The sequence below is a fragment of the Maribacter sp. PR66 genome, from assembly GCF_028464205.1.
Taxonomy (GTDB): domain Bacteria; phylum Bacteroidota; class Bacteroidia; order Flavobacteriales; family Flavobacteriaceae; genus Maribacter; species Maribacter flavus.
The window spans coordinates 82,835-108,623 of the sequence record NZ_JAQPCH010000005.1 but is presented as its reverse complement, the minus strand read 5'-3'; the positions used below and the strand labels follow the sequence as shown (position 1 = coordinate 108,623).

The window sequence follows — 25,789 nt, the reverse complement described above, 5'->3', positions numbered from 1 at the left end:
AACGGACAGAATGGACCTTAAATTCAATCAAAACGAGGATAAAAATAAACTCCTATTATCCGAATTACGGAAAAAGCTTGCCCAGGTTCAACTTGGCGGCGGAAAGGCGAAAATTGCAAAACAACACGAACAGGGAAAATTAACCGCTCGAGAGCGAATTGCCTATTTATTAGATCCAAAATCCGAACAGATTGAAATTGGGGCATTTGCCGGGGAAGGCATGTACGAGGAACATGGAGGATGCCCGTCAGGCGGGGTCATAGTCACCATCGGATATATAAAGAAGATACTATGCATCGTGGTCGCCAATGATGCAACGGTAAAGGCCGGAGCATGGTTTCCCATTACTGCCAAGAAAAACCTTCGGGCTCAGGAAATAGCCATAGAGAATAAACTTCCTATTATTTATTTAGTAGATAGCGCAGGGGTTTATTTGCCCATGCAGGATGAAATTTTTCCCGATAAAGAACATTTTGGGCGCATCTTCCGGAACAATGCTATCATGAGCAGCATGGGTATTACCCAGATATCGGCCGTTATGGGCAGCTGTGTGGCCGGTGGCGCGTATTTGCCCATCATGAGCGATGAAGCCTTAATTGTTGACAAAACAGGAAGTATTTTTTTAGCCGGTAGCTACTTGGTAAAGGCGGCCATTGGGGAAAGTATCGATAACGAAACCCTTGGGGGTGCCACGACACATTGCGAAATTAGTGGGGTTACCGATTACAAATCCAAGGACGATAAGGATGCCTTGGATACCATCAGGAACATCATGGACAAAATTGGGGATTTTCCACTGGCCGGATTCAACCGTTCCAAAGCTATAAAACCAAAAGAAAACCCTGAAGATATTTATGGAATACTACCCGGTTCCAGAACCGAGCAATATGATATGATGGAAATCATCAAGCGATTGGTGGACGATTCTCAATTTGAACCTTACAAGGATAGCTACGGACAGACCATTATTACAGGCTATGCCAGAATCGACGGGTGGGCCGTGGGCATCGTTGCCAACCAACGCAAGGTGGTGAAAAACGGAAAGGGTGAAATGCAGTTTGGGGGCGTCATCTATTCCGATTCTGCAGATAAAGCCACCCGATTTATCGCCAATTGCAACCAGAAAAAAATACCCTTGGTGTTTCTACAGGATGTTACCGGATTTATGGTGGGCAGCAAGAGTGAGCACGGAGGCATTATAAAGGACGGGGCAAAAATGGTGAATGCGGTGAGCAATTCGGTGGTGCCAAAATTTACGGTCGTTATTGGAAACAGCTACGGTGCCGGTAATTATGCCATGTGCGGAAAAGCTTACGACCCCAGATTGATCGTAGCCTGGCCCAGTGCGGAATTGGCGGTAATGAGCGGTAATTCGGCAGCAAAGGTATTACTGCAAATTGAAACGGCCTCCTTAAAAAAGAAAGGCGAAACAATCACCGAGAAAAAGGAGAAAGCCCTATTCGACAAAATAAAGAAGCGCTATGATGATCAGGTGTCACCGTATTACGCTGCTTCACGTCTCTGGACCGATGCGGTCATCGATCCATTGGAAACGCGAAAATGGATTTCCATGGGAATTGAGGCCGCCAATCATGCGCCTATTGAAAAACCGTTTAATATGGGGGTGTTGCAGGTTTAGTAGTAAAGCTTCAATCAACTAAACGCATCAGTGCATTGGCAAATTGCTGGTCCCCAACTTCCAAAACCATTTTTTTATACCCTTGCTTTGAAAACATAATGACATCCTTTTTTTCTGCATGGATGACATATCTACCCGAATCATCCGTTTCTGTAGTTTCCCTGGTACGCTGGTTTTTAACGGTTACATCGGCAAGCATGGACCCATTGTGAATCGCAAAACCGGATAGCATGCGTAATTTTCTTCTAGCTTTCTCTACCTTGACTTCATATCGCTTCGCCTTTTCTTGGGAAACATATGGGGATGTTTCTAAATAATAGGCCATATTGACATCGCTTACCTTTTGCCACTTGTCCTGACTGGTGTATTTTCTATAGGAGCCATAATCACTGTCCGCAGCCGCCAAAACCAATTCAATTTCACTGTCGCCATATACTTTTAATAGTTCCAACGATATGTAAAAGTCATCGGTCGCATGGATATAATAAGGCTCTAAATCCACATCATTGAACCCCCTACCTTTTATAAGTGTCTTTAGGATATCCTTACCGGATTTGTTAAGGTTAGTAAGGGGTCTTCCTAAAGGACCGTCACTATCATATACGTTAATACGGATTAAGATACTATCAGATGGATTACTCCACACTTCAAATTCAAGGGAATTCAATTGCCTCGGTCCTTTTGAAGTTCTAATTTTAGTGGCCAATTCCCCTCCCAATGCCACATTATCCTTCCAATAACCCAAACTTGGAGAACCGTTGTTTTGATAGCCAATATATTCCTTTATTGGAACTAAAGTAGTATTTGTTACCTCAACCTCATCCAAACTAATTTCTGCTGGATTCAAGATTTGTTTTGGATATTCGTTGTATTCAAACTCAATTTTTGAAACTGGTATCCGAATTGTTTCATAACCCAAACAAGATATTTGGATGTAGTCCCCATTCCCATATTTTGAAGTCTCCAAAGGAAGATGAAAAATCCCATTTTCATCCGATACGGTACCTACGCCCTTATCCAAAATACCAATATTCACATAAGGAACGGGTTCTCCTGTTTTTGCATCAACCGTTTGTCCCTTGTAATCTCTTTGCGCAAAACCTGCATAAAACAGGGCGAAAAAAAGTACAAGGGACAATTTTTTAGAACAAATAATATCCAAATTTCAATTAATTTAGTGCAACGCCTATGGCTTTGGAAAAACTAAATAGTTTTTGATTTACCTCTTTTAACTGAAGGGGAAACAGTTTTACTTCCTTTTGCTGCTTATCACTACCATAATCACTGTAGATAGTTGCCTTCAAGTATGTTGGTGTCAAACTTTTATTTCCTAAATATTTAGCATTCACCACCAAAGTACCAGGCAAATCCTCATCTATAGTAACTTCCATGGTGGAAAAACCATATTTTTTCTCCCTTTCTATAAGGTCACCATTGTCCCGTAAAGTATGTTTCCAAACATGGGATTGTCCCACTGGACCAACAAATTGCAGTTCAAATTCAGCCTCACCATCGTTCCATTCAAATACCAGCCGAGTACCTTTTATTAGAGGTATTTCCAAATTAGACTCATTGTTTAATTGTCTCTCTACCAAAACATTTTCCATGGATATCAGATTATTGAATTCCGTGGACATAATCTCTTGTACACTTTGAATATCCGCTTCCATAAAACCTTCATCCAATAGGTAGTTGTATCTGGCATGAATGGCCGCCGCTTGATTAAATTGGCCCAAATCCCTATAACTCCTTGCCATATCCAAGTAGCTTTGTGCATAATGAGGTCTTAACAAGAAAATTTCCTTATAAATGTCATTTGCTTTCTTCCTTTCACCTTGCACTTCGTATTGATAAGCCAAAGCTTTTAATAAAACAGGATTATTTTGAAACTCAGAATAATGCTCTTCAACTATTTGTTGTGCAAATTCCGGATCATTCATTTCAGTTGCAAAAAAGTGTTGGGCATCTAGAATAAAATAAGGTGCACTACCATATTTTTGTGACCATTCTCCATACAAGGATTTTGCCATTCCCAATGATGTACTTGCGTACAATGATTTTTTATATTCTGGCCAATTGTTACGAATGACGTCCATTCCTACGGCATCCCCCTCATAAAACTCGCTATTACCCAAATATTTTTTTGAATGGGATTCAGGGGTCGGTGGTCCCGAAAATGTATTGATAACAACGACACCACCAGAGCCCAAAGACCCGTATTTAACGGTCATGGACAAACTTGTAATTATGGCAATACGTTTTATGTTTCCTATGTCAAGCCAATTGGGAAAATTTGTAAAAACTTGGCCATCAACATCAAATATCGCAGGCTGTGGCGCAGCGGTCATTGAGGCTCCTCTCATCAAAAATACGGGCACCCCGCTTGCAAGATTTTGTAAAATACCTGTTGAAACTCCTGGAAACCTGTTTTGCAAAAGATTTGCCAACCCAAGGTTTACCGGCATTATATCTTCTTGCCCCAAAAAAAGTATGTTTCCTGCGGTCCTATCCCCATCTATAAAGCCGTAGGCACTTTGGATACCATTTCTGCGCTCAAAATATCTTTGGGCCATCACATTTGCAGATATTCTGTTACTGCTTTCCACGATTACCTCATCCAATTGATTCACATATGGGTACATGATAGGATTAATAAAACGTGTAACATCCTCGATTTGAATAGAAACGGTCTTCATTCCTGCATATGTAAATAAGAGTATATCGCCAGTTTGAGCTTTTATGGTATAGCTCCCGTCCAAACTTGAAAATGTTTTGGAATCAACCTTATCCTTAATGCTTATCCTAACATCTTCCAAAGGGCCCGAACTATCTGATACTTTACCAGAAATTTCCCGAAGGTTTTGTGCCCAGCCCAATGGAAAGGACAATAATAACAGAAATAATGTAGTAAGCTTAGGGTTTTTCATGACCGTAGTTTTAAAATTATTCAAATGTTTTACATCTATGATAGTATTTGTAATTCAAAAAGGTTATTTAATGTTCAAATCAAATGTTACCTTGATACAATCCTGGAAGCAATATTCAAGGAGAACAGTTCCTGGTTTACTTCCCTAGTCGACAACTTGAACACCTTGATCTCCTTGCGTTGGGAGGCGCTTCCGTAATTATGGTAGACCGTTGCCTTCAGATAGGTAGGCGTAAGGCTTTTGTTGCCCAAATAGTTAAGATTCACTTTCCAGGTACCGGGCAGGGAATCGTCTATCAGGTATTCCGTAACGGAGTAGCCCACCTTCTTTTCGTCCTTTATGCGGTCGGCGTTATCCTTCAAGCTATGTTGCCACTTGAAATATTGGTTCTCCGGATTCACGAACTGGAGGTCAAACTCCGCCTCGCTATCCGCCCACTCGAAGACCAGGCGCGTTCCCTTAAAATCATCCTCCAGGGCATACTTCCTTAAGTTTTTCTTGGATATCAAATCTCCGCCCTTAAGGGCGATGAGATTGTTGAGCTCCCTGTCCATAAGACCCGTAAACTCCCCGCGCTCGTCGCTCATGAAGCCGTTCTCCAATAGATAACCATAACGGGAGTGCAGGCCTACCGCCTTCTGGTAGTCCCCAATCTGCCTATAGCTATTGGCCAAGTCGAGGTAAGACTGCGCATAATGCGGCCTTAATATGAAGACTTCCTTGTATAGCTCATTGGCCTTACCATATTCATCGAAACTGTCATGGACATAGGCCAGGGATTTTAGGGCCACGGAGTTATCATTGAAACGCCCAAAATTCTCCCGGATTAAAGTCTCCGCAAAGGTTTCATTACCTCTCTCCATGAAGAACCGGTAACTATCTACCAAAAAATAGTACGACCCGGAATATTTGGAAAGGTAGTTCCTAAATACCGTTTCCGCTGCATCATCCGTCGTACTGGCATGGAGCTCCTTTAGGTATTCCGGAGCATTTTTCATAAGACTTTGCTGGCTAACAGCTCCGTGGTCATAAAAGTTGTTGCGTAGCCTGACCTGGTCCACTAGGGTTTTGGGGTACTGTGTACCGGAGACCGTGTTGATAACCACTACCCCGCCAGAGGCAAGTCCGCCATACTTTGTGGCCGTAGCGAAATTGTTAAGGATGGCCAGCCTCTTGATGTTGTTCACGTCCACCCAAATTGGGGTGTTTGTGAAAATTTGCCCATCTATATCATAAATTGCCGCCGCATCAAATGATATAGACCCCACACCCCGAATAATAATGTCACCTCCATTATAACAGTCTCCATTTACAATAACACCTGGAAATTCGTTTCTAACAACATCCAGGATACAGATTCCAATAGGCATTATATCATTCTCGTTAAGCATCATGATACGACCTGGGGCCCTATCCGCATCCAAGATTCCATAAGCCGTTTTAATCAAACGTTTGTTCGTGGCATATTCCTTTTGTAAGTCTTCTTGTGATTTTCGACCACTTTTTGTGACCGTCACCTCTTCTAGCTGCTCTATTTTTGGATACATGGTAATATTCAGGATACGGGTTACATCCTCGACCATGATTTCCACCGGTTCCATGCCGGTATAGGAAAAAGTCAAGGTCTCACCTGAAACAGCTCCTATACTGTACTTACCATCCTTATCCGTGTACACCGCGTTTTGCGTAGCCGATGTCGTTATGGCAACGTTTGCCATTGGAGCGGAATTATCTTTTACAATTCCCTTAATATTTTTAGAATCCACTTGTTGCGCAAATGACATCAATGGAATAATGCAGAAAAAAAGAAGCAATTTTTTCATAATGTATTGATTTAGTGTATAAAAGTTACTAATAAATCAATACAGCCGATGAAAAGATTTAACTATTAACACATTGTTAACAGTAATAATCCCAATATCAATAGTATTACTATTGAATCAATCGATATTCTACTTTGTATTTTTTTGCCCAGTGAAAATAGTAATGTAGCATCAATTCCCTTGATGCCCTTTTACCCTGGGAATGAGTAAAAGTTCGGTTTGCCTACCATTAACATATCTGAAACCATCCTTTCCATAGAATCCTGCTTCCTCCAACATGATGCGTATGTCCCGTTTCCATTCTGGAATCGTAATGGTCGTATTGAGTTCAATGGCATACACTGTATTGGGATTCAAGGGATAGTTTTCCCCATCATCCTTCATCACACCGCCCTGGGCATCCCACATTCCTATCGTTGTACCGGCCGAATGTCCATACATTCCCAAAGGATGTGTATAAATGGATGGTCTTAATCCGGCTGCCTTTGCTTCGGCAAGTGATTTCATAAGAATCTCATTTCCGGTTCTCCCGGCAATCATATTTTTGGTCAGGAAATCCTGTACCCTATTGCCATCCTTTAAACCATTGACCAGAAAATCGGGAGCCTGCTTTTCTTCCGGTTTTAGTACATAGGCCAATTCCTGACAATCCGTATTTAATCTCAGATATGTTATTCCAAAATCACAATGCAATAAATCTCCGGGCAAGATGACCATTTCGTCCGGTTTATTGGAAAACGAATAAAATTCGGAATTTTCACCTGTGTTATTGCTCCTTTGCACGTCCACCGTAGGATGAAACCATGTTTCCAAACCTAGATCCGTAACCTTTTGGCGCATCCACCAGACAACATCAGAAGTCGTGGTTATACCCGGGGTAATTACTTTTTCCGAAAAGGCTTCAGCTATGATATCGTGGGTAATGTCCACCAACTGATTGTAAATGACCATTTCGCGTTCCGTTCTAGTTTCAATCCAGCGTACGGCCAATTGTTCCGCTGACACCACTTTTGAGGTGTATTTTTTGGGGAGGTTAGACATGAATTCATCATAATCGGTCTTGTCGAGTCCGTCCGCAATATTATGGTCCTTGGAATAGTTAAGACCTATTTGCTTCGGGTTTCGTTCCGAAATCAATTCCATCAATCGTTTCCATTGGTCCGGCTGGGTCTCCTTGTCCCAAGCCGATTCAATATTTTTCCCCACGTTGTATCGGGCTACCGCAAATTTTTCAATTTTATTGTTGGCCTTATCCCTGTAGAACAGTAGAATCGTTCGTCTCCTGGCATTGAGCCAAGTGGCGGGCAACATCGTCCGCAGGACAGGATCCTCATTGTATTCCCTTGAGATGACCACCCACATATCAATATTGGCCTCGTCCATGAGTTTTGGCAAAAGATTGTTAAATCGGTCATCCAACAGTTCGTCGATTACGGTCGCTCGTTCTCTTTCTGGCAGGATATATTGTGCTTGAACTCTTATAACGAAAGTGAATACTAAAAGGAATAAAATGCTTCGCATAAAAAATAGATTATTGATTATTAATTGCTTTTTGAAGGGTCAATTCTCTCTGAATTTTCCCGTTCTTGGTTCTTATAAAAGTAGGAAGATAATAGATTTCTTTTGGTCGTTCGTAGGGCGCCAGCATTTTTATTTCCTTGAAAAGGTCCAAATCAATTTTTTGTGTGGAATCCGATTCCATGACCAATACCAATTTTTGCCCCAGACGTTCATCCTCAATTCCAGCAACGATACAGGCATCTTGCAGATACGTGCTCAATTTCTCCTCTATGGCTTCTGGAAACAGTTTCACCCCACCGGAATTTATGACATTGTCATATCGGCCCAACCAAAGAAATTCAGTGTCCGATATCAACACAACTCGATCATTGGTAACTATTTTGTTCGAAGCGATTTTTGGTGCGTCTATCACCAAACATTCCCTATCATCCAAGGAGAAATGCACGTTTTGTAAAGCTCGAAAGGGATTCTTGGATACTTCCGATAGTTCCCTGACCGCCACGTGCGTGATGGTTTCCGTCATACCATAGGTTTCAAAACAGCATGTTTTCTTGGGAAGCAGTTCTTTCTTCAGCGCATTCGATACCGACGCACCCCCAATAATCAAGGTCTCTATGCGCTCCAAAGCGTCCAGCGAAGCTTGCACCTGTAAGGGTACCATAGCGCAAAAACGAAATGTTTGGAGATGGTCAATTTGTTGCAAAGGTGTGGCAGTGGGCTCTGCTATATAAATATCCAGCCCCAATACCATAGCGCGTACGAGCATCATTTTGCCGGCAATATAGTCACAGGACAAACACAACAAACAGGTATCTCCCGATTTTAAATTGAAAAACGCCCCTGTGGCAAGTGCACTGTTTCGCATGTGGTTTTTTAGGAGCTCTATTTTTTTTGGTTTTCCTGTGGAACCCGATGTGTTTACATGGATTTTTGCCGATGGTGATATCCAATCCAATAGAAACCGACCGACGCTTTCCTGATAACCATGACCTTCCTTGATAAAACTATGTGCAACTTCCCATAGTCCATCTCCGGAAACTGCTTTCCCATTAATCTTAAAATTAGGATGTACCAAGGACTCGGTCATATAAAACTACCCATTTTCTTGGGACAAAAATTCCTCACGTGTCAACACCTTCCCTGTCAAGCGCTCTTTCCAATTCCTCCATTTGTATTTTTTTGAAAACAACCATAGCAACAAGGGAAATATTACAAATACAGGGACCAGAACGTCCCATCCCAATACCGGATTAGAAATATCCCGATAAACGGAATCTGTCTGAAAAGCCGTCCAATCCGCGGTGACCAACAAGGCAGCCGTTAAATTATTAGCAGCATGAAAACCAAGGGCCAATTCCAAACCTTCATCCATTAGGGTAAGAATGCCCAGAAAAAACCCTGTCCCGATATAGAATACGAGAATACCGTATCCCAGCTTTTCAACTTCTGGATTGAAGATATGTAACATTCCAAATAGTAGCGAGGTAAAAACTAGGGGAAACCATCTATTTTTGGTCAAGATTCCAAGTCCCTGCATCAAATAGCCACGCATAAAATATTCTTCCATACTGGTTTGTATCGGAATAAAAATGATTGAAATAGCAGTCAAAATTAGAAATGGAACCAATTTGAAATTAAAGGCATAATCTTCTGGTGCCAACCATATATCGAGAAATATCAATGCTATGGAAATGGATGCCCAAAGTCCGAATGCGTAAAAAATTCGGCTCCAATCTATTTTCTTTCGGGAAGTCGTTAAAGAAGTAACCGACTGTTTGTGTACCAGTGCTACGTAGGCCAACAAACAAACCAATCCAATAGCAAAAGTGAGCAACATCAAAAACAAAAAGGTATTGGAACCCAAGGCTTCGGACATACTTCCCAAATCCCCCGTCACCAGCGTCCCTGCTGCATCGGCTGCAATAAGAGCTACAAGTAAAGGAATGCCGCCAAAAATCTGCCAAGCCCCAAATACCACAAACACCCCCAGTATAAACCTCCAACTTTCACTTAAACCCTTATACGCCTGTTCTATGTACATATTTGTTCAATTAAATTTGCTTCCCAATTTTTATGTTTTTCGTAATACAATCCGCCATTTTTTACGACTAGCGGACTCTCAAAATTATTAGTGAACAGGGACCCCGTTCCCAAGCCCTGGGGCATTTTGTTCTCTAAGGAAGCGGTCCATTGCGCAATGGCGTTCAATCCAATATTGCTCTCCAAGGCACTGGTGATCCACCACCCAATTCCCCCCTTTTCGGCCAAATCTATCCATTCCTGGCTACCCGCAAACCCACCTACCAAACTAGGTTTTAAAATTATATATTGGGGCTTAATGGTGTCCAAAAGTTCCTTTTTTTTCGAAATCTCAGTAATACCGATCAGTTCCTCGTCCAACGCAATGGGCAACGGGGTTCGCTTACAGAGCTCCCGCATGGCCCTCCAATTTCCCTGTTTAATGGGTTGCTCAATGGAGTGCAACTGAAACTCCGCTAGGGCCCCGAGTTTCTTTAAGGCCTCGTCAGGAGTAAAAGCGCCATTGGCGTCTACCCTGAGCTCAATTTCATCGGAAGAAAAATCCTTTCGAATAGTTTCCAATAGTGCCAATTCGACCTCAAAATCGATGGCCCCAATTTTCATTTTTATACAGGAAAAACCTTGTTCCAATTTCTCGCTGATCTGAGCCTTCATGTAATCGGCATCACCCATCCAAATAAGGCCATTGATTGGAATTGGTTTATTTTCAAGTAGAAATGGTGTATTAAAAAGGGTAAACGGATTTTTCCTTTCCAAGGAAATAAAAGCTTGTTCCAAACCAAATTGGATACTGGGAAAATCCCTAAGTTCCGTCAATAAGGCCGACTTGCCCATTTGAATGTTCCGCTCCACCCATCTACACTTTTCCTCATAGCCCGGAACATCGTCGTAACTGAGGCCCTTAAATAATCCGCACTCCCCTATTCCCTTTTTTTCCCCGTGTTCCAGCACCACGAACCAAGTCTCCTTGGTCCTTAAAACCCCTCTGGACGTCCCGCTAGGAGTCTTAAAATTGAGTACGTATTTTTTAAAGGTGGCCTTCATGGGGGTTCTTGAAACTTTCCAACATAAAATACCCCATAGGTATCCTAGTCGAATCCTTCAAATTTAGCTATATTTTGACTTTCAATAAAGTTGTATGGGCGGTATAAAAAATAAAGTTGTCTGGATTACGGGTGCCTCTTCCGGTATTGGGGAAGCGTTGGCGTACCAGTTGAATGATCTTGGGGCCAAAACGATCCTATCGGCCCGAAGGGAAACTGAACTGGAACGCGTCAAAAAGAATTGCAAATTTCCCGAAAACGTTGCCGTTCTCCCGTTGGATTTGGCAAAATTGGCCGAACTGGAAACCATGCCCAAAAAAGCGATTTCGTGCTTCGACAAAATAGATATTTTGATAAATAACGGGGGCATCAGTCAACGTTCTTTGATAAAAGACACCGCCTTTAAAGTATATCAGAACCTAATCAATATCAACTATCTGGGAGCTATACAGTTAACCCGATGCTTGCTCCCCCATTTTACAGAGAAGAAGTCGGGTCATTTTGTCACCGTAACAAGTTTAATGGGCAAATTTTCCTCACCCTACCGATCGGGTTATTGCGGGGCGAAACATGCCTTGCATGGTTTCTTCGATGCCTTACGAATGGAACATGCAAAAGACGGAATCTTAGTAACATTGATTTGCCCTGGTTTCGTACAGACCAACGTAGCGAAAAATGCTTTGGTTGGTGATGGAAGTTCTTCCAATACGGAGGATGATGCCACCAAAAACGGGATTTCCCCAACGGTATGTGCGCAAAAAATAATCGCGGCGATTATTGATAAAAAATTCGAAGTCTATATTGGTGGAAAAGAAAGATTTGGTGTATATCTGAAACAGTTTTTCCCAAAACTATTGCACAAACTCGTTTTGAATAGTAAGGTTAGGTAATCCTACTTGAAGTGAAACCAAAAACGCACCCCTTTGGCGGTTCGGTCGGTATTTAGGGTCGTCTGCAGCTGATTGGCCAAACGATTCATCAAACGGATACCCATGGAGGAATTCGCCCTTTCTTCTGAATCTTCCGGTAAGCCCACACCGTTATCGGTATATTCAAAAAATCCTTCCTGCCCTTGCGTCTTACGCACGTGAATGTAGATTTTACCGTTTTCCTCATCGTTAGGAAAGGCATATTTGAACGAATTGGACACCAATTCGTTCAACATGAGTCCAAAGGGTATGGCCCGGTCAATATCCAGCTCCACACCTTCCGCATCGATGGTGATATTAATATTATGCCCACCTTTTTTATAGACCGATTGTACGCTATTGATCAGACTTTCAATATAGCCCTGCATTTCAATAACGGAAAGATCTTCGTTCTGATATAGTTTTTGATGTATCAAGGCCATAGCCTTTACCCTACTTTTTCCTTCTTCCAAAGCCTCAATGGCCGCCTTGCTTTTTGTATTCTTGGTTTGTAGGCTCAACAAGCTAGATACCATTTGAAGATTGTTCTTTACCCTGTGATGTATCTCCTTCAAAAGCGAATCCTTTTCAATGAGGGAATTTTCTATAAAATGCTTTTGCTCCGCGATCAATCGCTGGTTCTTTATACTTTTCAAGTAGGTATATACCAGCCCGGAAAATCCTAAAAGGGTAAAAATCAAGGAAATAAAAACAAGACTGATTTTCTCGTCCTTTTCGATAATCTCATTTCTGGATTTCTCCAAGTCGGCCTTTTGGGCTTCCACCATCTTTCTGGAATTCTCCAAGTCCTGTTTTAGAACCGACTCCAATTGCTGACTTTTGATGTTGGTGTCATTATCGTCCAAGGAATCTCGTATCCTATTATTCTGCTTTAAATACTCGTTGGCGCTTTTATAGTCTCCGGTCCTGTCATAATAGGAAGCGTAAAGTCTATTTCTTTTGATGACGTTCCTAATTTTTTTTGGGGCGAGGTCATTGCTCAGGTAGTCCGTGGCTTTTTCAAAATTGTTCAATTGAAGGTAACATTCTGCGATTTCCAAGGTATTCTCTACAAGTTCCGTGGAAACCTTCCCCGTATTGTATTTATTGATAAGGTCAATACTCTCTTCCAAATAAGGGATGGCCTTTTGATATTCCTTTAGTTGCACATAACACTTTCCAATGTTTCCAACGATTACGCCCTTTAAATGATTGCCCTCGTTTATTTGATTTTCAGTCTTTGTATTGATGATATCGCTAAAATAGACATCTATCAAAGCCTTTGCCTTTTTAAAATAACCCAATGCCGTAGGGGTAGATTTATCCAGTCGCAGGTAATTTCCAATGTTATTGTTGTAGACCGCCTGGGCATAAAAATCGCCATCTTCCAAGTTCTTTTTTTCCTCGGTCATATAGTCTTCCATAGCCTTTCTATGCTGACCTAGACTTGAATAGATGTCATAAAACGAAACATTATCAGTGAGTCCTAATTCCCTTTTAAACCTTCTGATTTCAATCTGTTTATCATAAAGTTCCAACTTGGAATAGTCATCGTCCATGATATTGAGAATGAGCGCTTTCTTTTCCATGGGAAATTTTTCCATGTCATCGAACAATTCTTTGGCAATGGCCAAACTCTTCTCATAATCACCCAAATCATAGTATATTTTCGACTGGATCAATTGATAATCGGACACGGAAGTACTATCGCTGGTCTTTTGGGAACTGTTCAAATAAACATTTACGGCATCCAACCAGTCGTAAGCGGAATTTTGGTTATACCTGTTGGAAGTATCAAAGAAAAAATCGATTCGACTTTCTGAATCGGGAAGTTGCTTGAACTGCTCAAAATAATTCTCGCCTTGTAATGGTACATCCTGTGCGTTTACCTCCAAAGAGGTAAACAGAAGAAAAAATACACCTAATAATAGTACCAAAAAACCTCTTTTCATATCATGCTCAAAAGAAGGTAATAGACGTATTGCGATATTCGTTCTGATAATCTATACAATTGCAACTGAAATAATTGTTATTTCTGCCCTAACAATTTACGCCGTAAACCCCATCAATTCAAGTAATTTTAGTAGATATCCGCATGTTTAAAAATCCCACCAAAGACATAAATCTATATCCCAAAGAGAATTCACAATAACTATTTCCCAACAATCATTCGAAAAATCGTATTGCGGAATATCTTATTATTACAAAAATATTACTTAGAAGGGCCGGTCCTGATTTAATGTTGTATAATGTCGATTTTTTGTTGTGAAGATGCAGTTAAACGACAATCATGCCATTTCAACCGATTTTTTATACACTTTATCGATAAACGGAACTATGAATATGATTAAATCCTAATGAAAATTCTAAGAATTCATAGCTGAAATGATAAGCTCCTTAAAATCCTTTGAAATAGGAATCAAGGTATTGTTTATCATAATATCCTTTGAATTGATAGCATCTATATGGTCTACATTTACGATATACGATTTATGAGCTCTGTAAAACTTGTTCTGAGGTAATTTTTCCAAATAATCCTTAAGGGGAGAGCGTACCAAGAACTTTTTGTCCGCAGTATTTACCTCTAAATAGACATTATCGGCCTTTATAAATTGGATATCACCAAATTGAATTCTATAATAAAGATGCTGTTTTTTAACAAAAATGGAATCCTTTAGAATCGAATTGCTCATGGGCACATCCTCGTTGGATTCTTCCAAATTATTGGTAGTCTTACCTGAAGCCTGTTTACCATAGATAAAATTCGAAAGGGCTATTTCTATGGAAGTGTACAAATCTTGCTGCTCAAAGGGTTTTACCAAATAACCATTGGGTTTAACCGTTTTGGCGTTTTCTACAGTAGCCCTGTCCGAGTTTGAGGTTACGAAAATAAAAGGGATGTCATAGTTTTCTCTAATATGTTTCCCTAGGTCGATTCCTGTTTTATCGGAGGCAAGAATAATGTCAATCAGGACAAGGTCTACCTGTTTTGTCTTAAGAACCTCAACAGCTTGCTCATAAACGATAACATTATCTACAATTTCATACCCAATTTCCTCCAACATGGACTGCATATCATCTGCGATGATTACGTTGTCCTCTACGATTAGTATTTTAATAGGTTGTTCCAAAATTGTAAATTGTTTAGTGGGTTAACGTTCAAAACTACAAAAAATTGTAATAACTAAAATAAAAGAGCAATGCCAGCGCAAAGGTACTCAAGGCGACCTTCTTGAGTTCCGGGTCCAACATTGCAGGAGATTTATTGTCCCACACCGTGACCATATGAATAAAAATTGGAACAAAGGCCAATAAACTTATCCCATGTTTCCATTCCGTAGCGGTCACTAGTATAAAGGCCGACCATGAAATGAAAGCTAGTATTAAAATGGTAAAATGGTAAAATTTCCCTTTTTTAAAGCCAATCTTAACGATCATCGTAATCTTGCCGGAATCCTCATCAGACGCATGGTCCCTCAAATTATTCAGGTTTAGGACTCCAACGCTTAAAAGGCCTACCGTAATCGCGGGCAGAAAGGAAATCCAAAAAATAGTCTTGACGAACAAAAACATGCTACCTATAACAGACAATAATCCAAAAAAGAGGAATACAAAAACATCTCCCAATCCCTGATAGCCATATGCATTTTTACCAACGGTATATCTCACCGCTGCCCAAATACTCAGCACACCCAAAAGTAGAAAAAGCAGTCCCCATACTATTTCCTTAATGCCAAATGAAAAATAAAGCAATGCCAATATTAATAATAAATCAATTATAATGGATATAAGGATTCCTTTTTTCAAAGAACCTTGGGTCAATAGCCCGCTTTGTAGTGCACGCTTGGGACCGATCCTATTTTCGTTGTCCGTGCCTTTTACGCCATCACCATAATCGTTGGCAAAGTTTGAAGTAATCTGAAAACCTATGGTGGTCAAAATGGCCAACCAAAAAATAAGTGGGCTGGAGTGGCCAAAGTACGAGGCCAAGGTAGCACCAACTAATATACCTGACACCGATAATGGAAGGGTTCTTAACCTTGCGGCGTTTATCCACGCCTTAAACTGGGTCACTCTAATATGGATCTTCTATTTGAATTCTTTTCCCTTCTTTGTAAGATGCCACAAAGGCGTCCTCAAAACCAAGGTTTACCAGTTGCTGCCTAAACGATCTGGCCTCTTCCAAAGTCTCGAAAGTTCCCAAGGAATAGGAATAAAAAGGATTCGTTTTTACAAATAAGGTATTGGTCAAGGCTTCAGAAGCAAGTGTTACATTGTTGTCTACAAAGGACTTAACCTGCACCGAATATATTTTTTCCTTCTCTAGGAATTGTTTCGCCAGATAAAACTCCTTTACCAAGCTTAGCTCATCATTTTGAGCTTTTAAATTGTCGATACGGGTTTTTATAGCATCCAAACTATCTATGGATACCAATAAATTATTGTTTTGTTTGTCCAACGAATTTGAGGTTTTTAGACCAGCCGTAAAAGAAGTAAGGGCCAACCCTCCTATCAAGAAAAAAGCGGTAATCCCCGCGAAAATATTTCGCTGTATTTTACTGCGTTTAAGCTCCTTGTTTTTAAATTTTATTTGATCTAGAAGGCGCTCATTGATTATTTGGGCCTTATCTATGTCTTTATGCAACTCTAAAAGATCGCTTTCTTCGATAAAGGGCATATGATGAAGTATTTTGGTCTAAAAAACTACCTTAAATTTAACAAATAAAAGAGTTCGAATCACACTTCTAACTCTGTAATGGAACAAAAATAGGACTAACGGCAAACTACACAAAAAATAAGGTAACAATTTTCTGATAAAAAATTGAACACCAAGCGTTTACTTACTACAACCCACAATTACAGCCTATTGGGCCAAACGTATACCGTCCTTCTCCAAAGCAACCTTTCTTTCCTTATACAAGGTCCCCAAACCCTTCTTAAAGGTTTTCTTGCTCATTTGAAACATGTCCATAATATCTTCTGGGTCTGATTTATCGTGCAAGGGCAAAAAGCCTCCCTTTTCCTTCAATACATTGTAAATCTTATTGGCGGCCGGCTCAAGAACCTTTGTCCCAAGGGGCTGCAAGGATATATCCAATTTATTGTCCTTCCTTATTTTTTTCACGCAACCCGGTATCACGTCCCCAATATTGATCGATTTGAAGACTTCGTTGAAATATACCAAACCTTTGTGCTTTTCGTTCACAATGACTTCCCAGCCTAACTCGGTTTGACGTATAATGACCAAATCCACTTCCTCCCACTCCTTTAGATTTAGGTTTTCATTGCTCAAAAATTTATCCAGTTTATTGGATGCGACCAAACGGCCCGTCTTTTCGTCTAAATAACAATGTACCACGTACCACTGGCCTTGCTTCATTTTGCTTCGTTGTTCCCTAAAAGGCACTAACAGGTGTTTCTCCAAGCCCCAATCCATAAAGGCACCAAACTCATTGACTTCGGCAACCTGAAGCAATCGAAACTCCCCTAACATAATATCCGGCTCCAAGGTAGTGGCTACGGGCCTTTCGTCATAATCCAAATAACAGAACACCTCTATTTGCCCCCCGATCTCGTAGGATTCAGGCACATATTTATTTGGCAACAATACATCATTGCCTTCATCGTCACCAAGAAACAGTCCTACACTGGTATCCCTAAGGATTTTTAAGACATTTTTTCTTCCTATTTCTATCATGTTGCAAAGTTAGTACAATAAATAACGGGGCAATTGAACAAAGTCGTAAATAAAAAAGCTGCCCCAAAGGAAGCAGCTTTTTTAATACTTTACTATTCTATCTATTAATAAACGGATGCCTTATTGAAATGCTTACATAGCATGTAATATACAACAGCTCTATGCTTGTTCTTATTGGATGAACCATATTTATCCAAAACGGATTTGATAGCCTCCATTAATTGAGGACCGTCACTTAGTCCCAATTTCTTTATCAGGTAGTTGTTCTTTACCGTTTCAAGTTCCTTTTCGTCACCTCCAGACACTTTGGAGGCGTCAAGGTTGTAAATTGATGGCCCTAAACCAACGGTTACTTTGGTAAGCAAATCCATGTCTGCAGTCTCACCGAATTTATCCTTGATGTCGGCTGCATATTTTTCAATAAGCTCGTCTCTTTTACTCATAATTTTAGTGTCTTATTTAATTAATAGTTAATATTCCTTACAAGATATGAAATGAAAATAATCCGTCAAAATTTTATTATTGATAAGTCTAGGGGTATGTACTTCCAAAAGTTTTGGTAAGTCGGCAGGTTTGTAGAATTCTTCCAAGGCCTTTTCCAAACTATTCCCGTCGTCCGCGGTACTATAACCAACATGGAACATTTCACATAATTGGGAAGCTTTCAGCGCATGCTTGGTCTCAAAAAAACGTTCGTACGCCTCGGTATCCTTCCTGCCAGGGAGTATCCGAAAGATTCCTCCTCCCCCATTGTTTATCAGTATAATTCTAAAATCTGACCTTATATAGTCATTCCATAGGGCATTGCTATCATAGAAAAAACTAAGGTCGCCCGTTATCAATAACGTGGGCGATTCATTATATACCGATGCACCCATTGCCGTGGACGTACTGCCGTCAATACCACTGGTGCCCCTGTTACAAAACACCTCTAGCGTAGGGTCCAATTCAAAGAGCTGTGTATACCGTATCGTTGAGCTGTTGGCCAACTGCAACTGATAGTTTTTAGGAATTGATTGTAATAGCTTATCAAATACAAGAAAATCCGAATATGGAATCTTCTTCAAATACGATTTCCGCCCTTTCATATACTGCAACTTTACGTGGTTCCATTTTTCAAAATAAGGAGAAGACTTTTTACCATTCTGGTCGTATAACTTGCGGAAAAAATCATTGACCGAATATTCAAAGTGCTTACCCAAACAAAAGAAGGTATCATTTGCCTTGGTGGCACCTACATGCCAATGGTACTTTGGGGTATATTCCCTTAAAAACGCTTTTATTTTTTTGGAGACTACATGTCCACCGACAGTGATCAGCACATCAGGTCTTAGGTTTTCGAATAAGGTATGCTTTGAACCACTTAATTCAATAGGAGCTAAAATGGAATCAATGCTGTTAAAAAAATTTGGGTGATGGATATTGGAGGTGGTTTCAGTAAAAACCACAACCGAGGCGTCATTACCCAAGGTATCCAACACATCCTTTGAAATGGAATTTGGATGGTTTACCCCCACCAATACTATCTTTTTTTCGGCATTGTTCCAGCTATCCAAGACTTCATCAGGAAGGTTCAATGGGTTTTGCATAGGAGCCGGAATGGCATCGGGAAGCATCAAATCCATTTCTTCAAGATCGTATAAAGGTTCCTCAAACGGAACGTTCACATGTACGGGAAGCTTATTTTGGATCACTATGGAAAATGCCTTGTTCAGTTCGCCATGATTAAAGGTATCCACAAGTTCCTGTTCCGTCTTTAAATCCTTACCCTCCAACCACTCGGGTCGGTATCTGTTAATTCTTCCCGTCGCGTGGATAAGGTCTTGCCTTAGATTTGCCGAATATCCAATGTGCCTGTCATAAACATGGTCCTGACGGATGGTCTGACCATCGCCAATATCAATTTTATAGGAGGGTCTATCCGCAGAAATGACAACGAGCGGAATTTCACTGTAGAAAGCTTCGGCAATGGCAGGATAGTAATTCAACAACGCACTCCCCGAAGTGCAAACCAAAGCCACGGGCCGTTGCAAATTCTGGGCCATACCCAATGCGAAAAATGCTGCACAACGCTCATCAACGATGCTAAAACAATCAAAAAAAGGATCCTCTGTAAAAGATAAGGTTAACGGTGCATTTCTGGAACCGGGCGAAATGATTATATTATTAATCCCATTGACTTTACAATGCCCAATAATGGATTGGGCCACGGGTATGTTGGAGTAATTCATCAACTACAAAATTAAGACCTATGGGCTTCAAAAACCAATTGTTAAGCACTTAATCCAAGAGTACCTTTAAAATGGTCTGGCTTTTATTTTCTGTCTCCTCCCATTCTTTCCAAGGGTCTGAATCTGAGGTTATTCCACCCCCAATAAAAATACTTGCCGCCGTGCCGTCCAGTTGCATGCAGCGCAGATTGACAAAAAGTTCCGTCGATTCCAACACGGAACGATATGCTTTTTGTTCCGTATTCCGAGGGTTCGTGCTTCGTTCCACTTCATTTTTCAGGTTTAATTCCCCCAAGTATCCCGTATAGAACATTCGGTCATAATGCTCGTTCTCCAAAATGAACTTTTTTGCCCTTTTGGTTGGAATACCACAAACCGCAGGTGTAGGATGTAACGCCCTTATCAAAGTCCCAAGCTTTTCCCTTTCGAAACGACCCGAAATCTTGGTCCTTAAATGCCATAGTTGCCCCGCCCGGACGGACTCCAAATCCCCAATTTTTAAGTCGGTCGTAGTGTCCTGTAAAGCCGTCGCTATATAATCCGTCACCAACTGCTGTTCGTGCAGTTCCTTCTTCTCCCATTCGGGCATTTCCACTTCCTCCCGTACCATTTGCGTTCCTGCCAAGGACATGGTTACAAAGGAATTTCCCCTACTCTTTAATAGAATTTCCGGAGTGGCGCCCAACCATGTCCCGATCTTTGGGTGATGCCATAAATAGCACAGGGCATTTTCATAAGCATGTACCAGACGTTGAAAAATGACCAGTGCGGAGGCGGCAACACGCACCTCCTTTTTTCTTGAAAGCACCACCTTTTCCAGTTGGCCGGATTTGATAGCTTCGATGGCCCTGGAAACCATTCTTTCATAGGATTCGGATGCCCCAACTTCCTTTTTTAGAGGGTTTTTGGTCGTACTTATGTTCCCGGGGGTAAAAACTTCGGAAAGGACTTCATCGCATTGTATTAGAATCGGACTTTGCACGGTATCGAATGGGGCAAATACAAAACCACTTTCGGTAAAATCGGTAACGGAATGGAGTTGTGTATCCCGCTGAAAAACACCCTTAATTTCAAATTCTTTCGGTTTTTTATAAATCACGAAAGGGAGACCTTGCTCCAATTGACCTTGGGCCCTATTTAAAATTGGATACGCCATCTTACTTCTTTGGAAGGGCAATCGTGGTGAGTTTACAGACCGATATCAATTGGTCCTCCTCGTTCGTTATGCGAATATCCCAAACCTGTGTAGTCCTCCCCTTATGGATAAATGAAGCCTTCGCATACACAAAGCCCTCCTTCACACTTTTAACGTGATTGGCGGAAATCTCGATTCCCCTAACAAAGAACTCCGCTGCATTCAAAAATACATAGGAGGCCATACTCCCTACACTTTCGGCCAATGCTACCATAGCGCCTCCGTGGAGCACCCCGTCCGGCTGATGCACCCTTGGGTTTACCGGCATTTTAGCAATTAGGAAATCCTCCCCTACATCTACATACGAAATGTTCAAGGTTTCCATGAGGGTATTCTTTGAGGAGTTATTGCAGACCTCAAGTATCTTATCTTTGTGTTCGCCCATGCTTTTTTTTTGTAAAATTAAGCAATAGAACACCAAGAGGCAGGAATAGACACCATGGATTTATGCAGACCACAATAAAAAATGTCCAATACCAACATACCAATTCCTATGAAACCCTGAATGATCTGGGGCCCAAAACCAAAAATGTTTGGTTGGCCTTTCATGGCATAGGTTTTCTAAGCAAATACTTTTTGAGATATTTCGAGGATTTGGATAGTGACCAAAACTATATAATCGCGCCCCAGGCGCCTTCAAAGTATTATTTGAACGGAAAATATAGGCATGTGGGAGCAAGTTGGTTGACACGGGTGGACAGGGAGCAAGAAACCCAAAATATCCTCAATTATGTAGGTAAGATTTTGGAATCCGAAAACATCCCGAGTCATTGCCAATTAATCGTCTTCGGGTTTTCGCAAGGGGTATCCGTTGCAACACGACTTTTGGCAAAAACAAACCTAAAATGTTCCAAGTTGATTTTATACGCGGGGGGTATCCCCGATGAATTGAAAGCGACCGATTTTGAAAGATTGATAAAGGATGGTACAGCCGTGTATTCCGTGGTTGGTACAGAAGACGAATACATCAACGCCAAAAGATTGGAAGAGGAAACCGAAAAATTAGACCAACTTTTTCAGGGCACCGCAAAACAAATTACTTTTAACGGTGGCCACGAACTGAAAAAAGAAATCATTAATTCCTTTGCCTATTAATATGGAGATTGTTCTGGAAAACGACCGGGTGAAACTATCACCATTGACTTTGGAGAACTATGAAAACCTCCTTCCCATTGCTTCCCAAAAGAAACTGGTCCAATACTCCCCTTCCGATATCGAAACCCCAGAAGCCCTCAAGAATTACGTTCTTTTGGCCTTGGAGCAACAGGCACAAAAGTTGGGCATTCCCTTTATCATTTTTGATAAGGCCGTACACAGATACGCGGGCAGTACCCGATATATGAACATACATTGGAAAAACAAAGTGCTTCATATTGGTTCCACATGGATCGGGAACGAATTTCAAGGAACCGGTCTAAACAGCGAAATGAAACGGCTCATGCTACACCATGCCTTTGTGGACATGGATTTTGAGAAAGTAGAGTTTCGGGTGGACGAAAGAAACATAAAATCCAGAAGAGCGGTCGAAAAATTGGGATGCAAACTGGAAGGTATTCTTAGAAAGGATGTCTACCTATTGGACGGGTTTAAAAGAAACACATGCTGTTACGGGCTTTTGAGGGAGGAATGGGAACAGCGTAAGGTTTGATAGATTCCCGGACACCTCATTCGTAATAGGTGATTTTCCGGGTTGTATAGGTATTTTCAGGGGTTACGATTTGCTTCACCCAATTACCTTCCCCCTCCCTATCGTATTGATAGATATACTCCTTTTTATCCAAAATAGTTTCGCCCCTTTTAATTTCCTGTACCAACATACCGTTTGTATCATATTCAAAGGTAGTCCTTACGGTAGGGACGAACTTTTTGGTCTCCAAATCATATTCAAACTCCTGTTGGGCCAACAATTTCCCATTGGGTCCAAATACTTCCTCATAGGCCTTGGTGGCCTCCCCTTTTAAAAATTCCTTGGTAAGTACGATTTTTTGCTTCTCCCCATTTTTTGTCTGAAAGGAAGTCCGTATCGATTTTAAGGGTACATCGTTCAGTAAATAGGTGATGGTATACTCGCCTTTGTCTTTCTTGTATTCGACCTGTGTTTCATCCGTGCCTTCATCGTTGGTCCTAACAATTTTGGTCAGATCGCCCTTATCGTCATAGGTGTAGATATATTGGTCCAAAAACTCCTTATCATAAGAGATGATGTTCTCCGTAATCTTTGTTTGCCCGATGGTATCCAGTTTAAAAAAGTGCGCTATGGAAGTTCCTGGGTCGAATTTATTGTCCCGGTAGGTTTCGGACCGTTTTTCGACCAAAAGGCTGTCCTGATATTTGTAATAGACTACGTCATAGTCCGATTCATTATATCGGGTAACCGTTTTGGTAAGCAACCCCCTCTGATTGAAATCATACTCCTCCTTACCATATTTTGTACTGACAAGACAGGTTTTGACGCTATCCTTCAAATCAAAATCCGATACCGTAAAGATTCGTATCTCCTGGGTAAAGGAAGTGGTGGGAAAAGCCAATAAAACCAAAAAGAATATATGGGGATAGTTTTTTACCATAGTACAAAATTAACTCAATTACCTCCCCAAACAAATTACATTCCAAAATAAAAAAGGAGCGATGATTATCGCTCCTTTTCTTGATAGTATGATATTAAAAATATATCTAAGTTACTTGACTTCTTCCAAGTCTACCCTTCGACGAAGTTTACCTTGAGCCAAGCCGAAAGGCTCAGGACAGGCTACTTGACTTCTTCGAAGTCTACGTCCTCAACGTTATCGCCTTCGGTTGCGTTACCGCTACTATCAGCAGTAGGTTCGCCTTGGGCAGCACTTCCTCCACCTTGTTGCGCTTCGGCCTGTGCCTTGTACATCTCTTCAGAAGCTACTTTCCAAGCCTCGTTGATTTTATCCAAAGCCGGTGTAATTACGGCCAAATCTTTGGATTCATAAGCCGTTTTTAACTCCGCCAACGCATCCTCGATCGGTTTTTTCTTGTCCGCGGACAGTTTATCGCCAAACTCGGCCAACTGCTTTTCGGTCTGGAAAATCATGCCATCGGCCTCGTTCAATTTATCGGCCTTTTCCTTCGCTTTTTTATCGCTTTCGGCATTCGCCTCGGCTTCGGCCTTCATCTTTTTGATTTCCTCCTCTGTCAATCCGGAAGATGCCTCAATTCTTATATCTTGTGATTTTCCTGTGGCCTTGTCGGTCGCGGAAACCTTGATGATACCATTGGCATCTATGTCAAAGGTTACTTCTATTTGTGGAGTTCCCCTTGGTGCAGGTGGTATCCCGTCCAAATGGAACTTACCAATGGTCTTGTTATCGGCCGCCATGGGTCTTTCCCCTTGTAACACGTGTATTTCAACGGATGGCTGATTGTCAGCAGCGGTAGAGAACACTTGGGATTTCTTGGTAGGAATCGTAGTATTCGCCTCGATTAATTTTGTCATAACGCTACCCATAGTCTCGATACCTAGGGATAATGGCGTAACATCTAACAACAACACATCTTTTACGTCCCCTGTCAATACACCACCTTGAATTGCGGCACCAATGGCAACCACCTCATCTGGATTTACACCTTTGGAAGGTTTCTTTCCAAAGAATTTTTCCACAGCTTCCTGAACGGCCGGTATCCTTGTGGAACCACCTACCAAAATGATTTCATCGATATCGCTTTTTGAAAGTCCGGCAGATTTCAATGCCTTTTCACATGGCTCAATGGTTCTTTTGACCAAATCCGCTATCAATTGCTCAAATTTGGATTTTGTCAAGGTACGCACCAAGTGCTTAGGTCCTGTAGCCGTAGCGGTTACGTATGGCAAGTTGATTTCCGTTTGGGAAGAGGAGGACAATTCAATTTTGGCTTTCTCCGCTGCCTCGCGCAATCTTTGGAGTGCCATGGAGTCGTCACGTAGGTCCAAGCCTTCCTCGGCCTTGAATTCCTCGGCCAACCAATCGATTATCTTTTGGTCCACGTCATCACCACCCAAGTGGGTATCACCATCGGTAGCCAAAACTTCAAAAACGCCATCACCCAATTCTAGGATGGAAACATCATGCGTACCACCACCAAAGTCGAATACCACAATCTTCTGGTCGGTGTCCTTTTTGTCAAGACCATAGGCCAAAGAGGCGGCCGTAGGCTCGTTGATGATTCGCTCTACGGTAAGTCCGGCGATTTCTCCCGCTTCTTTGGTGGCTTGTCTTTGGGAATCGTTAAAGTAGGCAGGTACCGTAATAACGGCCCTTGTAACATCCTGACCCAAATAATCCTCGGCGGTTTTCTTCATTTTTTGAAGAATCATGGCCGATAGCTCCTGAGGTGTATACAAACGTCCATCGATATCTACGCGGGGCGTGTCGTTATCTCCTTTGGTTACTTTGTAAGGAACCCTTTTGGCTTCTTTCTCAGATTCGGAGAACTTGTTCCCCATAAAACGCTTTATGGAGTAAATGGTCTTATGCGGATTGGTTACTGCCTGCCTTTTTGCAGGGTCACCCACCTTGATTTCACCCCCCTCCACAAAAGCTATGACGGACGGTGTTGTTCTTTTACCTTCTGCGTTTGGAATTACTACTGGCTCATTACCCTCCATCACGGAGACACAAGAGTTGGTAGTACCCAAATCTATTCCAATAATCTTACTCATTGTATATGTTTTAAAATTTAAGTGCTTAATTTTTCATTCAACCTTTAAATGACAAACAATATGCCAAGGGACAAAAACTGACAGGATGTCATTCAATC

General features: G+C 41.4%; 22 protein-coding genes. 4 read left to right on the top strand and 18 right to left on the bottom strand.

The window, feature by feature from the left end; genetic code table 11:
- Nucleotides 1-10: 10 nt before the first annotated feature.
- Nucleotides 11-1,639, top strand: coding sequence for an acyl-CoA carboxylase subunit beta (locus tag PP181_RS10695; protein ID WP_272637208.1), 1,629 nt, complete (start codon nt 11-13; stop codon nt 1,637-1,639).
- 10 nt (nt 1,640-1,649) lie between these two features.
- Here PP181_RS10695 and PP181_RS10690 read toward each other — a convergent pair whose 3' ends face one another.
- The 7 genes from PP181_RS10690 to PP181_RS10660 all read right to left on the bottom strand — a co-directional run bounded on the left by PP181_RS10690 (nt 1,650) and on the right by PP181_RS10660 (nt 10,994).
- Nucleotides 1,650-2,777, bottom strand: a complete 1,128-nt coding sequence (locus tag PP181_RS10690; RefSeq protein ID WP_272637092.1) for a carboxypeptidase-like regulatory domain-containing protein — start codon at nt 2,775-2,777, stop codon at nt 1,650-1,652.
- 31 nt (nt 2,778-2,808) lie between these two features.
- Nucleotides 2,809-4,566 (bottom strand): hypothetical protein, encoded by a 1,758-nt coding sequence (locus tag PP181_RS10685; RefSeq protein ID WP_272637091.1) that lies wholly within the window; start codon nt 4,564-4,566, stop codon nt 2,809-2,811.
- A gap of 86 nt (nt 4,567-4,652) precedes the next feature.
- Complete coding sequence (locus tag PP181_RS10680; protein WP_272637090.1) at nt 4,653-6,389, bottom strand: carboxypeptidase-like regulatory domain-containing protein; 1,737 nt, start codon at nt 6,387-6,389, stop codon at nt 4,653-4,655.
- Nucleotides 6,390-6,560: 171 nt separating this feature from the next.
- Nucleotides 6,561-7,910, bottom strand: coding sequence for a M24 family metallopeptidase (locus PP181_RS10675; RefSeq protein ID WP_272637089.1), 1,350 nt, complete (start codon nt 7,908-7,910; stop codon nt 6,561-6,563).
- Nucleotides 7,911-7,920: 10 nt separating this feature from the next.
- Nucleotides 7,921-8,997: an AMP-binding protein gene (locus PP181_RS10670; RefSeq protein ID WP_272637088.1), complete on the bottom strand. Its 1,077-nt coding sequence runs from the start codon at nt 8,995-8,997 to the stop codon at nt 7,921-7,923.
- Between the two features lie 6 nt (nt 8,998-9,003).
- Nucleotides 9,004-9,951, bottom strand: a complete 948-nt coding sequence (locus PP181_RS10665; protein WP_272637087.1) for a CPBP family intramembrane glutamic endopeptidase — start codon at nt 9,949-9,951, stop codon at nt 9,004-9,006.
- On the bottom strand, nt 9,942-10,994 hold the full coding sequence (locus PP181_RS10660; protein WP_272637086.1) for an o-succinylbenzoate synthase: 1,053 nt from the start codon (nt 10,992-10,994) through the stop codon (nt 9,942-9,944). The genes PP181_RS10665 and PP181_RS10660 overlap by 10 nt, the downstream gene beginning before the upstream one ends.
- Nucleotides 10,995-11,088: 94 nt before the next feature.
- Between PP181_RS10660 and PP181_RS10655 the strand changes: the two genes are divergently transcribed.
- The gene (locus tag PP181_RS10655) at nt 11,089-11,883 is read left to right on the top strand and encodes an SDR family oxidoreductase (protein WP_272637085.1); all 795 of its coding nucleotides are present in this window, start codon (nt 11,089-11,091) and stop codon (nt 11,881-11,883) included.
- A gap of 2 nt (nt 11,884-11,885) precedes the next feature.
- Here the strand turns inward: PP181_RS10655 and PP181_RS10650 are convergent, their stop codons facing one another.
- From PP181_RS10650 to PP181_RS10610, 9 genes are all read right to left on the bottom strand, one after another.
- Nucleotides 11,886-13,838, bottom strand: a complete 1,953-nt coding sequence (locus PP181_RS10650; protein WP_272637084.1) for a sensor histidine kinase — start codon at nt 13,836-13,838, stop codon at nt 11,886-11,888.
- A gap of 429 nt (nt 13,839-14,267) precedes the next feature.
- The gene (locus tag PP181_RS10645; protein ID WP_138258336.1) at nt 14,268-15,032 is read right to left on the bottom strand and encodes a LytR/AlgR family response regulator transcription factor; all 765 of its coding nucleotides are present in this window, start codon (nt 15,030-15,032) and stop codon (nt 14,268-14,270) included.
- 34 nt (nt 15,033-15,066) lie between these two features.
- Nucleotides 15,067-15,918 (bottom strand): 1,4-dihydroxy-2-naphthoate octaprenyltransferase, encoded by an 852-nt coding sequence (menA, locus tag PP181_RS10640; RefSeq protein WP_330072480.1) that lies wholly within the window; start codon nt 15,916-15,918, stop codon nt 15,067-15,069.
- 58 nt (nt 15,919-15,976) lie between these two features.
- Nucleotides 15,977-16,579 carry an SPOR domain-containing protein gene (locus PP181_RS10635; RefSeq protein WP_272637082.1) on the bottom strand — a complete coding sequence of 201 codons (603 nt, stop codon included), beginning with the start codon at nt 16,577-16,579 and terminating at the stop codon, nt 15,977-15,979.
- Nucleotides 16,580-16,765: 186 nt separating this feature from the next.
- Nucleotides 16,766-17,599, bottom strand: a complete 834-nt coding sequence (locus PP181_RS10630; protein ID WP_272637081.1) for a CvfB family protein — start codon at nt 17,597-17,599, stop codon at nt 16,766-16,768.
- Nucleotides 17,600-17,703: 104 nt separating this feature from the next.
- Entirely contained in the window at nt 17,704-18,042 is a 339-nt protein-coding gene (locus tag PP181_RS10625) for a DUF2853 family protein (RefSeq protein ID WP_138258332.1), read from the bottom strand.
- 27 nt (nt 18,043-18,069) lie between these two features.
- Nucleotides 18,070-19,830: a 2-succinyl-5-enolpyruvyl-6-hydroxy-3-cyclohexene-1-carboxylic-acid synthase gene (gene menD, locus PP181_RS10620; RefSeq protein ID WP_272637080.1), complete on the bottom strand. Its 1,761-nt coding sequence runs from the start codon at nt 19,828-19,830 to the stop codon at nt 18,070-18,072.
- Nucleotides 19,831-19,879: 49 nt separating this feature from the next.
- A complete protein-coding gene (locus tag PP181_RS10615) occupies nt 19,880-20,986 on the bottom strand; it encodes a chorismate-binding protein (protein ID WP_154919986.1) in 1,107 nt (368 codons plus the stop codon).
- 1 nt (nt 20,987) lies between these two features.
- Nucleotides 20,988-21,410, bottom strand: a complete 423-nt coding sequence (locus tag PP181_RS10610) for a PaaI family thioesterase (RefSeq protein WP_154919988.1) — start codon at nt 21,408-21,410, stop codon at nt 20,988-20,990.
- Between the two features lie 62 nt (nt 21,411-21,472).
- On the opposite strand from PP181_RS10610, the gene PP181_RS10605 reads away from it, so the two are divergent.
- Both PP181_RS10605 and PP181_RS10600 read left to right on the top strand, forming a co-directional pair.
- A complete protein-coding gene (locus tag PP181_RS10605; RefSeq protein ID WP_272637079.1) occupies nt 21,473-22,120 on the top strand; it encodes an alpha/beta hydrolase in 648 nt (215 codons plus the stop codon).
- A gap of 1 nt (nt 22,121) precedes the next feature.
- Nucleotides 22,122-22,673 (top strand): GNAT family N-acetyltransferase, encoded by a 552-nt coding sequence (locus tag PP181_RS10600; RefSeq protein WP_272637078.1) that lies wholly within the window; start codon nt 22,122-22,124, stop codon nt 22,671-22,673.
- Nucleotides 22,674-22,689: 16 nt separating this feature from the next.
- Here PP181_RS10600 and PP181_RS10595 read toward each other — a convergent pair whose 3' ends face one another.
- Together PP181_RS10595 and dnaK are read right to left on the bottom strand one after the other, a co-directional pair.
- Nucleotides 22,690-23,592 carry a hypothetical protein gene (locus tag PP181_RS10595; RefSeq protein WP_272637077.1) on the bottom strand — a complete coding sequence of 301 codons (903 nt, stop codon included), beginning with the start codon at nt 23,590-23,592 and terminating at the stop codon, nt 22,690-22,692.
- A gap of 182 nt (nt 23,593-23,774) precedes the next feature.
- The gene (gene dnaK / locus PP181_RS10590; protein ID WP_272637076.1) at nt 23,775-25,691 is read right to left on the bottom strand and encodes a molecular chaperone DnaK; all 1,917 of its coding nucleotides are present in this window, start codon (nt 25,689-25,691) and stop codon (nt 23,775-23,777) included.
- Nucleotides 25,692-25,789 lie beyond the last annotated feature (98 nt).

Coding starts and splice junctions, on each gene's coding strand:
- PP181_RS10605 (WP_272637079.1), top strand. CDS start 21,473: ATGCAGACCACAATAAAAAATGTCCAATACCAACATACCAATTCCTAT.
- PP181_RS10675 (WP_272637089.1), bottom strand. CDS start 7,910: ATGCGAAGCATTTTATTCCTTTTAGTATTCACTTTCGTTATAAGAGTT.
- PP181_RS10680 (WP_272637090.1), bottom strand. CDS start 6,389: ATGAAAAAATTGCTTCTTTTTTTCTGCATTATTCCATTGATGTCATTT.
- PP181_RS10685 (WP_272637091.1), bottom strand. CDS start 4,566: ATGAAAAACCCTAAGCTTACTACATTATTTCTGTTATTATTGTCCTTT.
- PP181_RS10670 (WP_272637088.1), bottom strand. CDS start 8,997: ATGACCGAGTCCTTGGTACATCCTAATTTTAAGATTAATGGGAAAGCA.
- PP181_RS10600 (WP_272637078.1), top strand. CDS start 22,122: ATGGAGATTGTTCTGGAAAACGACCGGGTGAAACTATCACCATTGACT.
- PP181_RS10655 (WP_272637085.1), top strand. CDS start 11,089: ATGGGCGGTATAAAAAATAAAGTTGTCTGGATTACGGGTGCCTCTTCC.
- PP181_RS10615 (WP_154919986.1), bottom strand. CDS start 20,986: ATGGCGTATCCAATTTTAAATAGGGCCCAAGGTCAATTGGAGCAAGGT.
- PP181_RS10660 (WP_272637086.1), bottom strand. CDS start 10,994: ATGAAGGCCACCTTTAAAAAATACGTACTCAATTTTAAGACTCCTAGC.
- PP181_RS10635 (WP_272637082.1), bottom strand. CDS start 16,579: ATGCCCTTTATCGAAGAAAGCGATCTTTTAGAGTTGCATAAAGACATA.
- PP181_RS10595 (WP_272637077.1), bottom strand. CDS start 23,592: ATGGTAAAAAACTATCCCCATATATTCTTTTTGGTTTTATTGGCTTTT.
- dnaK (WP_272637076.1), bottom strand. CDS start 25,691: ATGAGTAAGATTATTGGAATAGATTTGGGTACTACCAACTCTTGTGTC.
- PP181_RS10610 (WP_154919988.1), bottom strand. CDS start 21,410: ATGGGCGAACACAAAGATAAGATACTTGAGGTCTGCAATAACTCCTCA.
- PP181_RS10625 (WP_138258332.1), bottom strand. CDS start 18,042: ATGAGTAAAAGAGACGAGCTTATTGAAAAATATGCAGCCGACATCAAG.
- PP181_RS10695 (WP_272637208.1), top strand. CDS start 11: ATGGACCTTAAATTCAATCAAAACGAGGATAAAAATAAACTCCTATTA.
- PP181_RS10630 (WP_272637081.1), bottom strand. CDS start 17,599: ATGATAGAAATAGGAAGAAAAAATGTCTTAAAAATCCTTAGGGATACC.
- PP181_RS10665 (WP_272637087.1), bottom strand. CDS start 9,951: ATGTACATAGAACAGGCGTATAAGGGTTTAAGTGAAAGTTGGAGGTTT.
- menD (WP_272637080.1), bottom strand. CDS start 19,830: ATGAATTACTCCAACATACCCGTGGCCCAATCCATTATTGGGCATTGT.